This window comes from Allorhizobium sp. DMC15 (genome assembly GCF_056314065.1).
In genome coordinates, this window is sequence record NZ_JBQUZB010000001.1 from 199,645 (window position 1) to 211,404 (window position 11,760).

12 protein-coding genes are annotated in these 11,760 nt (G+C 61.6%); 7 read left to right on the plus strand and 5 right to left on the minus strand.

Annotated elements, in window-relative coordinates; translation table 11 throughout:
- The first annotated feature begins 29 nt into the window (after window positions 1-29).
- Complete coding sequence (locus tag ACT53S_RS00975; protein WP_476065602.1) at window positions 30-548, plus strand: N-acetyltransferase family protein; 519 nt, start codon at window positions 30-32, stop codon at window positions 546-548.
- A gap of 135 nt (window positions 549-683) precedes the next feature.
- Window positions 684-1,025 (plus strand): hypothetical protein, encoded by a 342-nt coding sequence (locus ACT53S_RS00980; RefSeq protein WP_476065603.1) that lies wholly within the window; start codon window positions 684-686, stop codon window positions 1,023-1,025.
- A gap of 101 nt (window positions 1,026-1,126) precedes the next feature.
- On the opposite strand, the gene ACT53S_RS00985 is transcribed toward ACT53S_RS00980, so the two are convergent.
- Both ACT53S_RS00985 and ACT53S_RS00990 read right to left on the minus strand, forming a co-directional pair.
- The gene (locus tag ACT53S_RS00985; protein WP_476065604.1) at window positions 1,127-2,356 is read right to left on the minus strand and encodes an MFS transporter; all 1,230 of its coding nucleotides are present in this window, start codon (window positions 2,354-2,356) and stop codon (window positions 1,127-1,129) included.
- A 47-nt stretch (window positions 2,357-2,403) separates the two neighbouring features.
- On the minus strand, window positions 2,404-3,015 hold the full coding sequence (locus ACT53S_RS00990) for a TetR/AcrR family transcriptional regulator (protein ID WP_476065605.1): 612 nt from the start codon (window positions 3,013-3,015) through the stop codon (window positions 2,404-2,406).
- A gap of 202 nt (window positions 3,016-3,217) precedes the next feature.
- Here ACT53S_RS00990 and ACT53S_RS00995 point away from each other — a divergent pair, with 202 nt between their 5' ends.
- The gene (locus ACT53S_RS00995; RefSeq protein WP_476065606.1) at window positions 3,218-4,246 is read left to right on the plus strand and encodes a histone deacetylase family protein; all 1,029 of its coding nucleotides are present in this window, start codon (window positions 3,218-3,220) and stop codon (window positions 4,244-4,246) included.
- 18 nt (window positions 4,247-4,264) lie between these two features.
- On the opposite strand, the gene ACT53S_RS01000 is transcribed toward ACT53S_RS00995, so the two are convergent.
- Entirely contained in the window at window positions 4,265-5,278 is a 1,014-nt protein-coding gene (locus tag ACT53S_RS01000) for an AraC family transcriptional regulator (protein WP_476065607.1), read from the minus strand.
- A gap of 121 nt (window positions 5,279-5,399) precedes the next feature.
- Here ACT53S_RS01000 and ACT53S_RS01005 point away from each other — a divergent pair, with 121 nt between their 5' ends.
- The 3 genes from ACT53S_RS01005 (at window position 5,400) to ACT53S_RS01015 (ending at window position 9,068) form a co-directional block, all read left to right on the plus strand.
- On the plus strand, window positions 5,400-6,839 hold the full coding sequence (locus ACT53S_RS01005; RefSeq protein WP_476065608.1) for an APC family permease: 1,440 nt from the start codon (window positions 5,400-5,402) through the stop codon (window positions 6,837-6,839).
- Entirely contained in the window at window positions 6,836-7,006 is a 171-nt protein-coding gene (locus tag ACT53S_RS01010; RefSeq protein ID WP_476065609.1) for a hypothetical protein, read from the plus strand. The genes ACT53S_RS01005 and ACT53S_RS01010 overlap by 4 nt, the downstream gene beginning before the upstream one ends.
- A gap of 67 nt (window positions 7,007-7,073) precedes the next feature.
- Window positions 7,074-9,068, plus strand: coding sequence for a primary-amine oxidase (locus ACT53S_RS01015; RefSeq protein ID WP_476065610.1), 1,995 nt, complete (start codon window positions 7,074-7,076; stop codon window positions 9,066-9,068).
- A 72-nt stretch (window positions 9,069-9,140) separates the two neighbouring features.
- Here the strand turns inward: ACT53S_RS01015 and ACT53S_RS01020 are convergent, their stop codons facing one another.
- Window positions 9,141-10,238: a TRAP transporter substrate-binding protein gene (locus tag ACT53S_RS01020; RefSeq protein ID WP_476065611.1), complete on the minus strand. Its 1,098-nt coding sequence runs from the start codon at window positions 10,236-10,238 to the stop codon at window positions 9,141-9,143.
- Window positions 10,239-10,460: 222 nt separating this feature from the next.
- On the opposite strand from ACT53S_RS01020, the gene ACT53S_RS01025 reads away from it, so the two are divergent.
- Entirely contained in the window at window positions 10,461-11,144 is a 684-nt protein-coding gene (locus ACT53S_RS01025) for a hypothetical protein (RefSeq protein WP_476065612.1), read from the plus strand.
- A gap of 46 nt (window positions 11,145-11,190) precedes the next feature.
- On the opposite strand, the gene ACT53S_RS01030 is transcribed toward ACT53S_RS01025, so the two are convergent.
- On the minus strand, window positions 11,191-11,658 hold the full coding sequence (locus ACT53S_RS01030; protein ID WP_476065613.1) for a group III truncated hemoglobin: 468 nt from the start codon (window positions 11,656-11,658) through the stop codon (window positions 11,191-11,193).
- Between the last annotated feature and the right edge of the window lie 102 nt (window positions 11,659-11,760).

Below are 11,760 nucleotides of genomic sequence, written 5' to 3' on the forward strand. Positions count from 1 at the left end.
TTTTTCTCCCGCCACCACTGGAACCTGCCATGCCCGATATCCGCAAGCTCTCCCATGCCGAAGCCCTCGATCTGATCCCCGCCCTGACGGACGTTCTTGGAGATTGCATCGAAGACAATGCCTCGGTCGGTTTCATGCCGCCTTTCACGCAGGACGAGGGCGCAGCTTTCTGGCGCGGCGTGGCGGATGCCGTCGGGCGCGGCGAGGTTCTGCTCTACGGCGCCTTCATCGATGCAGAGTTGGTGGGAACGGTGCAGATCGGTTTTGCCCTGAAGCCGAACCAGCCACACCGGGCCGATCTGATGAAACTTCTGGTGCATCGCAAGGGGCGCGGCAGAGGCCTGTCGACCGCGCTGATGAACGCTGCGGAATCAGGTGCGACAGAGGCGGGCCGCTCGCTACTGGTGCTCGATACGGCCAAGGGGGAACTTGCGGAACGGATCTACGAGAAGCTCGGCTGGCAACGGTCGGGCGAAATCCCCGACTATGCGCTCTACCCGGACGGGCGCTTCTGCGACACGGTCATCTTCTACAAGCGACTGGTTTGACGGGGCGACGGGGATCAGCCCAAAAAACGTCCAACCCCCCTCTTTTCATTAGTCTTTCCTTCTGCTTAAGGTCGCCCCCCAGCAGGCTTTTTTTGGGCGGAGGGCGCTATGTTGGGAAGCAGGACAATCATCGGCATGACCGCATCCTTGTTGCTGGGTGCCGTGGCACCGGCCTTTGCCGCCGACGTCACCTTCGTCATGCGCAACGACCATCCGAATGCGGTGGAAGTGGAGCTGTACAGCCAGGACCGCGACTATGTCTGGCCGGGCAACAACCAGGTCTTCTATCTCAATGATGGCGAGACCAAGCAGATCCCGCTCTCCTGCGAAGAGGGCGAGAAGATCTGCTACGGCGCCTGGATCGAGGGCGACAAGCAGAGCTACTGGGGCGTGGGGCCGGAAAATGCCGAGACCTGCGAGGACTGCTGCTACACCTGCGAAGGTGGTCAGACAGAGCAGATCAATCTGACCGAATAAGTTCGACTACGGCGGGGGCCGGGGGAAGGGGTGGTTTTTCGGGTCTGCGGACCCGGAGAACCGCCCCTTTGGCTTTGAAGGGGCGGTTCGTTGCACGCGGCTTAGCGCTTCCGCGTCTCCGTCAGGAAGACGAGCAGGGCCGCCGTGGGCAGGGCGGCCCCAACGAGTGCGGCCATCATCCAGCCGCCATGGGCGTAGCTATAGGCGCCGACCGCCGAGCCGATGGCGCCGCCGGTGAAGAAAATCGCCATGAACAGGCCGTTCAGCCGGCTCCGCAATTCAGCACCCAATCCGTAGATCGCGCGCTGGCCGGTAACCAGCGTCGTCGTCACGCCGAAATCGAGGAGAATGGCGGCGAGGGTCAAAAGGGTGAGCGCGATCCAGGATCCCTCGGGCACAATCAAGGTCATGAGGAAGGCGGCCAAGACGCTCGACAGTCCGAAGGCGGTGGCGGGTCCGGACAGGCCCCGGTCGGCAAGCCGACCGGCAATCGGCGAGGCGATGGCACCGGCGACACCGGCGAGCGCAAAAAGGGCAATGCCGGTTTGTGTCAGGCCGAAGGCCGGGCTGGCGAGATAAAGCGGCGTGACCGTCCAGAACAAGCTGAAGGCAGAGAACTGGAAGGCCTGGTAGGTCGCGCGCCGCTGGAGCACCTTCTGCGTGGCGAGAAGCCGGCCCATGGAGCCGATCAGGGCGAGATAGCCGAGATGCGTCTTGGGAACGCGCCGCGGCAGGTTTCTGGCAAGGACCACACCCAGCGCCACCATGACGGCGGCGGAGAGGAAGAAGATCGTGTGCCAGGAGCCGAGCCGGGCAACGAGGCTCGAGATCGGCCGCGCCAGCATGATGCCGACCATCAGACCGCTCATGACATTGCCGACCACCTTGCCGCGCGCGTGATCCGGGGCAAGGCCTGCGGCGAACGGCACGATCATCTGGACGGCGACGGCGCCGAGCCCGATCGAGAGAGACGCGGCCAGGAAGGGAAGCGGTGTCGTGGCAAGCCCGGCGGCGATAAGGGCTGCGGTGACCACGCCCATCATGATCAGGATCAGCTTTCGGTTTTCGACGAGATCGCCGAGCGGCACGAGGAAGAACAGCCCGAGCCCGTAACCGATCTGGGTCAGCGTGACGATCAGGCCGCTGGCATGCAGCGGCAGTCCGATCGACTCGGCGATGGGGCCGGCAAGCGGCTGGGCATAATAGAGATTGGCGGCGATCAGGCCACAGGCGGCGGCCATGATGAAGGTCAGGCCGGCGGAAAGGCCGGGGGCGCGGGCGGTTTCGCCGGCGCTGAGAACGGGATCGGCAGTCGAGGATGTGGAAGTCATGACACGGTTTCCGGGGGAGGAGGGGGAGGATCGAGGACGTTGAAAGGTCAGTCGAGCAGGGTCAGGAGGGCATCGGCCGCCGCACGCGTGCGGCCGGGGTCCTGGCCGGATTTGCCGGCAATGCGGATGCCCTGCAGGAAGGAAAAGATGGAGAGCGCCGTAGTGGAAGCGTCGATCGCGCTGGAGATGGAGTCATCCTTCTGACCGTTTGCGATGAACCCTTCGATCTGAGCGAGAAGGGCGGCATGCGAGCGTGAGACGCGTTCCGCCACGTCGGCATCGAAGAGGGCGAGTTCGACCGCGGCGCCAATGGCAAGGCAGCCACGCCGCCCGGTCTCGCCACAAGCGGCCTCGGCATAGAATTGCAGGATGGCCTGGACTTGCTCGCGACCGGTTGATGCGCCGGCGAGTTTTTCGGCGAGAAGGGCTGCCCGCACCTGCTTGTAGCGGTCGAAGGCGGCGAGGAAGATCGCCTTCTTGTCCTTGAACGCCTTGTAGATGCTGCCGGCCGTGAGCCCCATGGCCGCCTTCAGGTCCGTGATCGACGTGCCGTGATAGCCGCGTTCGGTAAAGACGGTGATGGCCGCATCGAGAGCGCTGTCGATTTCGAATTCGCGGGGGCGGCCGGCGCTGCGGCTGGAAATGGCGATGTTGGACATGGCGGGTTCCTGTCTAATTAGGAAACGATCGTTTCCAAATAGACGCATGGCATCGAAACGTCAAGCCCCTGTTCGGCTGGCGCGATTTTTGGTCGTTTGACCTGAAATCCGACGGGCGCTCTTGCCGCCGTGCAGGGGCCGGCGCTAGGCTGCGAAACGAGACCAGAAGCCCGACCGGCGGCCGATCAACAGAGGGAACGAGATGCGCGTCTTTTATTCGGAAAAGCATAAGCTCAGGGATGCCAAGACGGAGTTGCATGGCGGCCTGCTGGTGAAACCCTTCGAAGGACCTTTCCGCGCCGAATGGATTCTCGATGCCGTGCAGAACGCCGGTTTCACCGATGTCCAGGCGCCCACCGAACATGGTCTGGAGACCGCACTCAAAGTGCATGACGCCGGCTATCTGGAATTCCTGCGCACCTGCTGGGACCGCTGGGAGGCGCATGGTTTCGAGGGCGAGGCGATCCCCACCTCCTTCCCCTGCCGCCGCAGCCAGACGGGCCGGGTGCCGAAGCATATCGATGGCGCCGTGGGCTATTACACCAACTCGGCCGAGACCTCGATTTCCAAGGGCACCTATGAGGCGGCAATCGCGTCGATGGACGTGGCGCTTTCAGGCGCCGACTGGCTGAACGAGGGACACCGCTTCGCCTTCTCCCTCTGCCGCCCGCCCGGCCACCATGCCGGCCGGGATCTCTTCGGTGGCTATTGCTTCATCAACAACGCCGCCGTCGCCGCCCAGCGGCTCCTCGATCACGGCGCGCAGAAAGTCGCGATCCTCGATGTCGATTTCCACCACGGGAACGGCACGCAGGACATCACCTATCGTCGTGGCGACATCTTCTTCGCCTCATTGCACGGCGAACCGGAAAACGCATTCCCCTATTTCCTCGGTTATGCCGACGAAACCGGCGAAGGCGAGGGCGAAGGGCTGAACGCCAATTATCCGATGCCGTCAGGCACGCCCTGGGATGTCTGGTCGGCCGCACTCGAAGACAGCTTGAAGCGCATCAAGGACTACGGTGCCGAGACCATCATCGTTTCCCTTGGAGTCGACACGTTCGAGCAGGACCCGATCAGCTTCTTCAAGCTGAAGAGCCCTGACTACATCAAGATGGGTGAGATGATCGCGGCGAACGGCGTGCCGGTGCTGACCTTGATGGAAGGTGGTTACGGGGTTCCGGAAATCGGGCTGAACGTGGCGAATGTGCTGAAGGGGTTGGAGGGCTGATTAAGCCGGGGTGGGCGGTTAGCTCCGTGAGGAGGCCCACCCCTTCTGCGCCCGCCACAGGACGGTTGAATCCGCATAGCCGAGCACCTCGGCAATCCGGGATTTCTGGACATGCGCCGCCATCTGCGTGGCGGCGATGGCCGCTCGGGTGTCGCGGACCAGTTGCCGCAGCGACGTGCCTTCATCGGCCAGTCGTCGCTGCAGCGTCCGCACCGAGATGTTCATGTCGGCGGCAATCGAGACCAGTGTGACCGGCTTGTGGCCGAGATAGATGCCGATCAGCCCCTGAACCTGTTCGCGAACGGTGTCGGGGGCTCTCGTCCGGTCGACCAGGTCCGCCACATGGCGCTCGAGCACCGCAGACAGGGCGGCGTCTTCCTGGCGGTAGAGCCGGTTGGCATCGCGCCCGTCGACGATGATCCGGTTGGCCGTCTCGCCGAATTTGAGCGGGCAGCGGAAGATCCGCTCCAGCACCGTCCGGTCGCGGGGCGCAAGATGCTCGAAATGCACTTCCAGCGGCTTCCAGGCTTTGGTGAAGCAGGAGCGCACCAGCTGGCAGGAGGCGACGAGCGAGAATTCACTGTCCTGCCGCCTGGGCCACATCAGCGGATCTTCCAGCCGGTAGCTCCAGACCAGGTTGCCCTCTTCCTCGAACACGCCGGAGCTGGTGGCGCTCTGCACGGTGTTGACGTATTTCGCCAGCCGCTCGAAGCCGGCGCGGATCGTGCCGGAGATGGAGAACAGGACGCCGATCGGGCCGATATCGCTCGGCTTGAACAGGGTGCCCAAGCGCGCGCCGAGCGAAGGTTCGGCGGTGATCAGGGCCGCCTCTTCGAAGATCGCGACGTAGCGCGCCATCGGGATCATCGCGTAGGGGTCGTCCAGCTGGCTGCGCAGGATCCCGTGCGAGGCGAGCATGACGTCGGTCTTGCCGCTGCGCCGGTCGATTTGTTCAACCAGAGGGGCCAGAACCGAGGCCCGAATGGATGCAATTGCGGGCACGGCCCTGTTCATTTGCGGTGCAACTGCCATTTTCGCGATCCTGGATTGGCCAAGTGGCGCGGTTTATCGATTCATTGGCATGAACTGCAATTTCAGTGCCAAAATGTCGCGCCTACCCTCTTGATGAAAATCAAACACAAGAGGGGTTCCCATGACATTACAATCCATTGCGGATGGTCCCACGGATCGGCTGGCGAAGAATTCCGTCGGCCTCGCCCATATCGTCTTTTTTGTCGTCGCGGCTGCAGCGCCCTTGACGGCTGTCGTCGGCGCAACGCCGGCAGCCTTTGCCTTCGGCAATGGCGCGGGCGTGCCCGGCGCCTTCGTGCTCGCCGGCATCCTTTATCTGCTGTTCTCGGTCGGCTTCACCGCCATGTGCCGCCATGTCGGCGGGGCCGGCGCCTTCTACACCTACATCACCCATGGCATCGGCAAGCCGGCCGGCGTTGGCGGCGCGCTGATGGCGCTCGTCACCTATTCGGCAGTCCAGATCGCCGTCTACGGCCTCTTCGGTGTCTTCATGGCCGGCGCCATGGCGCCGATCGCGGATCTGCCCTGGTGGGTCTGGTCCTTTGCGGCGCTTGTCATCGTGCATGTCTGCGGCCAGCGCAACATAGCCTTTTCCGGGGCCATCCTCGGTGTCTGCATGATCGCCGAGATCGCCATCCTGATGCTGCTCGACATCGGCATCGTGGCAGCCGGTGGCGGCCCGGAAGGCTTCGGCTTTACGTCCTTTGATCCGGCGACGGTCTTCGCGCCGGGGCTCGGCGTGGCGCTGGTCTTCGTCGTCGGCTCCTATATCGGCTTCGAGGCGACTGCGATCTTCGGCGAAGAGGCCGAGAACCCGGAAAAGACCATTCCGCGTGCAACCTATGTCGCCGTGCTCTTGATCACCGTTTTCTATGCCTTCTCCACCTGGGCGATCGTGCAGTTCTATGGCCCGAGCGCGGTGCAGCCGACGGCAGAAGCCGGCCTTGAGGCATTCTACTTCACCGCAACCGACACCATCCTCGGTCCCTGGGCGTCGCAGGTCATGAACATCCTGCTGATCACAAGCCTGTTTGCCTGCATCCTCTCCTTCCACAACACGCTGAACCGCTACTTCTTTGCGCTCGGCCGCGAAGGCCTCGCCTTCAAGCTGCTCGGAAAGGTGCATCCGATGCACGGTTCGCCCTACATTGCCGGAATCCTGCAGAGCGTCATTGCCGCACTTGTTCTGGTGCTCTTCATCCTCGCCGGTGCCGATCCCTATACGGTGGTCTTCTCCTGGATGTCGGCGCTCGCGGTCATCGGCATCCTCACGGTCCAGGCCCTGGTGTCTGTTGCCATCATCCTGTTCTTTCGCAAGGCGAAGACGGGATACGGCCCCTGGACGACGATGATCGCCCCGGCGCTCGGACTTGCCGGCCTGCTCGGAGCACTCGGGCTGGTGATTGCCAATCTGTCGCTGCTCTCCGGCTCTGAAAGCCTCATCGTCAAGTCCTTCCCCTATCTGATCGTGCTGGTCGGCCTCCTCGGTGCGGCCTTCGCCATGCAGATCCGCAAGGCAAAGCCGGAGCTCTATGCCGCGCTCGGAAAGGCTTTCGAATGAACGCGCTCCGGACCCTTCCTGCGACCGATCGGCTGCTCGGGATCACGCTCGCCGCCCTGACCGTCGCGACCATCCTGCTTGCCGCCGAGGCCCATGCCTTCTGCAATCTCTTCTGCATCCATGGCACGCCCATGGTCGAGAGCGAGATCTGCGCCGGCCGCGGCTGACACGACTGGGGGTGGCGTTGCCGCGCCACCCTGATCTTCCCAACCCTTTTGCCTGAAGGACGCTCCCATGGACGCCGTCGTCGACACCATCCTCCATCCGCTCGATCCCTTGAGCCTCAACGAGATCGCGGAAGCCGTTGCCATCCTCAAGGATGAGAAGGCACTGGCCGAGACCATTCGTTTCCCGATCATTCGGCTGGAAGAGCCAACCAAGGCGGATCTCGCCACCTTCCGCGCCGGAAAGCCGCTCGCCCGGCTCGCTTTCATCCTCTCGCTCGACATCACCAGTGGCGAGACCCATGAGAGCATCGTGGATCTCACAGCCAAGCATGTCATCGACCACAAGCGGCTCCCCCATGACGAGCTGCCCTATGGCCAGCCGCCGGTCATGCTCTGCGAATTCGAGACCGTCGAGGCGACGGTGAAATCCGACCCGCGCTGGATCGCGGCGGTCAAGAAGCGTGGCATCACCGATGAGGATATCCCGCTTGTCCAGATCGATCCCTTCTCCTCGGGCTATTTCGGCCTGGAGTTCGAAAAGGGCCAGCGCATCGTCCGCGCCGTCTCCTACTGGCGCGAAGACATCCGGGACAACGGTTATTCCCATCCGATCGAAGGCGTCGTCGCCGTGGTCGATCTGGTCAAGAACAAGGTGGTCGATCTCGTCGACGACGAAAAGATCATCCCGGTGCGCAAGAAGAAGCGCAATTACGGTCAGGAAGCCTTTCCGGAGACACGCCAGGGTCTGAAACCCCTCGACATCGTTCAGCCGGAAGGGCCGAGCTTCACCGTCGATGGCTGGCAGGTCGAATGGCAGAACTGGTCATTCCGCGTCGGCTTCACGCCACGCGAAGGCCTCGTGCTGCATGAACTCGGCATCAAGGACGGCGGCAAGATCCGCCCGATCGTCTTCCGCGCCTCGGTGACGGAAATGGTCGTGCCCTATGCCGACCCGACCGCCAACCACTTCTGGAAAAGCGCCTTCGATGCCGGCGAATATGGCCTGGGTCGTCTCGCCAACTGTCTGGAACTCGGCTGCGATTGCCTGGGCCACATCCATTATTTCGACGTGCCCTCGGCCGATGATTTCGGCCAGCCGGTGGTCATGAAGAACGCCATCTGCATGCATGAAGAGGATTACGGCATCCTTTGGAAGCACTACGAATTCCGCAACGGCATCTTCGAAGTCCGCCGCTCGCGCCGCCTCGTCATTTCCTTCTTCGCCACCGTCGGCAATTACGACTACGGCTTCTACTGGTATCTCTATCAGGACGGCACGATCCAGCTGGAGGCAAAGCTCACTGGCATCATCCAGACCGCTGCCGTGGCACCGGGCGAAACCTATGCATGGGGGGGCATGGTCGACGACAATCTCGGCGGCCCGACGCACCAGCATTTCTTCAACGCCCGTCTGCACATGGATGTCGATGGCGGCGGCAACACCGTCACCGAGCACGAATTCGTTCCCCGTCCCTGGGGCGACGACAACCCCTATGGCAATGTCTTCGACACCAAGACCAAGGTCTTGAAGCGCGAGTTGGACTCACCCGCCGTGGCCAATGGCGAGACCGGGCGTTACTGGAAGGTCCAGAACCCCAACGACAAGAACTCCGTCGGCAAGGCGCCGGGTTACAAGATGGTGGTGATGCCGAGCCCGCTGATGCTGGCGCAGGAGGGGTCGACCGTGGCCCAGCGCGGTGGCTTTGCCAAGAAGCACATCTGGGTGACGGCCTTCGATCCGGCGGAGAAATATGCATCCGGCGACTATCCGAACGTCCATGCCGGCGGGGACGGCCTGCCGAAATATGTGAGCCAGAACCGCAACATCGAGAATGCCGACGTGGTTCTCTGGCATTCCTTCGGCCACACCCATGTCTGCAAGCCCGAGGACTTTCCGATAATGCCGGTCGAATATGCCGGCTTCACCCTGAAGCCGAACGGCTTCTTCGACGCCAATATCGCGATGGACCTGCCGGCGGAGAAGAACGGCCACAGCAAGGACAATCGCGAGGCGGATTGCTGTGCGCCGAAGACCGAGACGAAGAGCGGCTGCTGCCACTGAGGCAGCGAAATGCGAAAACGAAGAGGCCCGGGACATGCCCGGGCCTCTTGTCGTTCTGGATGATCCGAAGCCTTAGAGCGTGCCCTGGCGCTGCTGGATCATCTGATAGGTATCGAAGCTGTATTCGGCGATTTGGCTCCACAGATAGGCGTCCTGCTTGAAGGCCTGCTGGCTGTCATAGAGCTTCTTGAACCACTCGTTCTTGGCCGCGAGATCCGCATAGGTCTCCTTGGCCGCCTTGTGGCAGGTGTCGAGGATATCGGTCGTAAACGCGCGCAGCTGCGCCCCGCCGGCAACGAGTTCGCGCAGGGCCTTGGCGTTTGAGGCGTCGTAGCGAGCGAGCATGCGGGCGTTTGCCGCAGCGCAGGCATCCGTCAGGATGCGCTTGTAGTTTTCCGGCAGTGCGTTGAACTTCTCCAGGTTGAAGAAGGCATGCACCGTCGGGCCACCTTCCCACCAGGCGGGGTAGTAGTAATAAGGCGCGACCTTGTAGAAGCCGAGCTTCAGGTCGTCATAGGGACCGACGAATTCGGTGGCGTCGATCGTGCCCTTTTCCAGCGCCGGATAGACGTCTGAGCCGGCGATCTGCTGCGGTGTCACGCCGACCTTCGACATGATCTCGCCGGCGAGACCGGCAATCCGCATCTTCAGACCCTTGAGGTCGTCGATCGTCTTGATTTCCTTGCGGTACCAGCCGCCCATCTGAGCGCCGGTATTGCCGGCCGGCAGCGCATAGAGCTTGTAGGAGGCGAGGAATTCGTTGAGCAACTCGTTTCCGCCGCCGACCGAGAACCAGGAATTGGTCATGCGGGCATTGAGGCCGAAGGGAATGGCGGTGCCGAGCGCAAAGGCCGGATCCTTGCCGATATAGTAGTAGCAGCAGGTATGGCCCATTTCGACGGTGTCGTCGGAAACGGCATCAGCGACCTGCAGCGGCGGGACGATTTCACCGGCGGCATAGACCTGAATCTCGAACTGGCCGTCTGTGGCCTTCGAGACGCTCTCGGCGATATCGGTCGCGGCACCGAAGATGATGTCGAGGCTCTTCGGGAAGGACGAGGCGAGGCGCCAGGTGAACTTCGGGTTTTCCTGGGCGAGGGCAGGGGCAGCGAGCGCTGCGGCCCCGACGCCGGCAACGCCGGCCTGCTTGAAGAATTGACGGCGGTTCATGATCTCTTGCCTTGGTTTTTAAATAAAATGCTCCTCCAGCTCCCGCGGCGGGTCTAAAGGGGCAAACCCCGAGGTGCAAGTGAAAAACGCCAGGGTGCGGACGCTCGACGGGAATAGCCATGCAAATCCGATCTTGAATTTACAAGCATATTTAGAATATCAGATAGATCTCACAGTTTTCCGCAACGAAAATTTCAGAACGAAGTAAGAGGGCATACGCAGATGATCCTACTTGTTTACCTGCTGGTCGGAGCTTTATTTGCATATATTGGTGCTGGGATGGCCCGCAGCCGTGGGCGTGACCCGGCGATCTGGGCTGTAATCTGTTTCCTGTTCCCGCTTGTTGGAGTGATCGCCTTGGCTTTGGCCGGTGACTCGCCGCAAGACAGCCGATATTCTAATCCTACCGGGACTTTAAACAGTAATCCTGAGCACCTTGGCGTATCAAAGGTTGCTCAGCCTCAGGTGAAAGGCAAGGCTTTCGACCTAGTTAAGTGGGAGGCACTAAAGGACGTCGATAACGATATTGCTCGTGCGGTTGACGCGGTAAAGAAATATGGCCCTGCAGCTGAAGACGAGCTTGCTGAAAAGTACTTTGTTCTTAATGATAAAGCTTATCTATCTGCCCTGACACAGAAGATCGTCGATGCCAAAGAGGCTGCAATTGCCTCAGGAAGTGCTGCATCGAACGAGCTTCTCGCCTCGTATATGGAGGAGGTGCGGGTACATGGGATGGATCCCGTAGCAAAATTGCGTGTGAAGCGAGCAGAACCTTATGTCGGGCCAGCGGTAGCTTTCAAAGGGGGCGTAAAGGCTGTTTTTGAGAATGGGACTGCCGCGTTAATTATGCCGGGGGTGCGCAGAGCATTCAAGAATTCAGACGAGTTAGACCGTTGGGGCGCCTGAGGTAGCAAGGTTCTTCTTAGTCGACTAAAAATACTGCATCCTCAGTTCAAGGATTGCGCAGTCTCGGATCTTCGAGCGCTGGATTGTAGAACAGGGAAAGCACCAGGCTCTTGGCGATGCGCTCCGCGCTGGTCATGAACCAGCCGTGGATCTCCTCCGTGGCGCCGATCTCGACCAGTGTGTCGGAAAAGAGCTGCAGCCACTGGCGAAACAATCCTTCGGCCATGCCGTCAACGCCGTGATGCGCCTGCACCGGCTTGCCGCCATAGGCGCCGGTCTTGAAGGCGATCGACGACCAGAAGGATTTCATCTTCACCATATGCTCCGGCCAGCGACCGGCAAGCCGGCCTTCAAAGACCGGTCCGAGATCGGGATGCCGGCGGATGTGACCATAGAAGGTTTCCACCAGACGATTGATGAAGGCGGCGTCCACGCCCATGGCGGCCATCTGGGCTTCCGCGCGGGCAGTGATTTCGGCGCGATGCGCGGCGCGGCCGGAAAGCTCCATGGTCATGACGGCTTGATCCTTATGTGCTGTGCTCTGGCTACGTCCGCATCTGCGCCATGGTCAAGCGGCAAGTTGTCGCTTGAAAAGCGAAGAGCAGAGGGATAAGTT

Bases quoted from the DNA above. Each gene is read 5' to 3' on its own strand.
- ACT53S_RS01020 (WP_476065611.1), bottom strand. From the start codon at position 10,238: ATGAACCGCCGTCAATTCTTCAAGCAGGCCGGCGTTGCCGGCGTCGGG.
- ACT53S_RS01010 (WP_476065609.1), top strand. From the start codon at position 6,836: ATGAACGCGCTCCGGACCCTTCCTGCGACCGATCGGCTGCTCGGGATC.
- ACT53S_RS00980 (WP_476065603.1), top strand. From the start codon at position 684: ATGACCGCATCCTTGTTGCTGGGTGCCGTGGCACCGGCCTTTGCCGCC.
- ACT53S_RS01015 (WP_476065610.1), top strand. From the start codon at position 7,074: ATGGACGCCGTCGTCGACACCATCCTCCATCCGCTCGATCCCTTGAGC.
- ACT53S_RS00975 (WP_476065602.1), top strand. From the start codon at position 30: ATGCCCGATATCCGCAAGCTCTCCCATGCCGAAGCCCTCGATCTGATC.
- ACT53S_RS01025 (WP_476065612.1), top strand. From the start codon at position 10,461: ATGATCCTACTTGTTTACCTGCTGGTCGGAGCTTTATTTGCATATATT.
- ACT53S_RS01000 (WP_476065607.1), bottom strand. From the start codon at position 5,278: ATGGCAGTTGCACCGCAAATGAACAGGGCCGTGCCCGCAATTGCATCC.
- ACT53S_RS01005 (WP_476065608.1), top strand. From the start codon at position 5,400: ATGACATTACAATCCATTGCGGATGGTCCCACGGATCGGCTGGCGAAG.
- ACT53S_RS00995 (WP_476065606.1), top strand. From the start codon at position 3,218: ATGCGCGTCTTTTATTCGGAAAAGCATAAGCTCAGGGATGCCAAGACG.
- ACT53S_RS00985 (WP_476065604.1), bottom strand. From the start codon at position 2,356: ATGACTTCCACATCCTCGACTGCCGATCCCGTTCTCAGCGCCGGCGAA.
- ACT53S_RS00990 (WP_476065605.1), bottom strand. From the start codon at position 3,015: ATGTCCAACATCGCCATTTCCAGCCGCAGCGCCGGCCGCCCCCGCGAA.
- ACT53S_RS01030 (WP_476065613.1), bottom strand. From the start codon at position 11,658: ATGACCATGGAGCTTTCCGGCCGCGCCGCGCATCGCGCCGAAATCACT.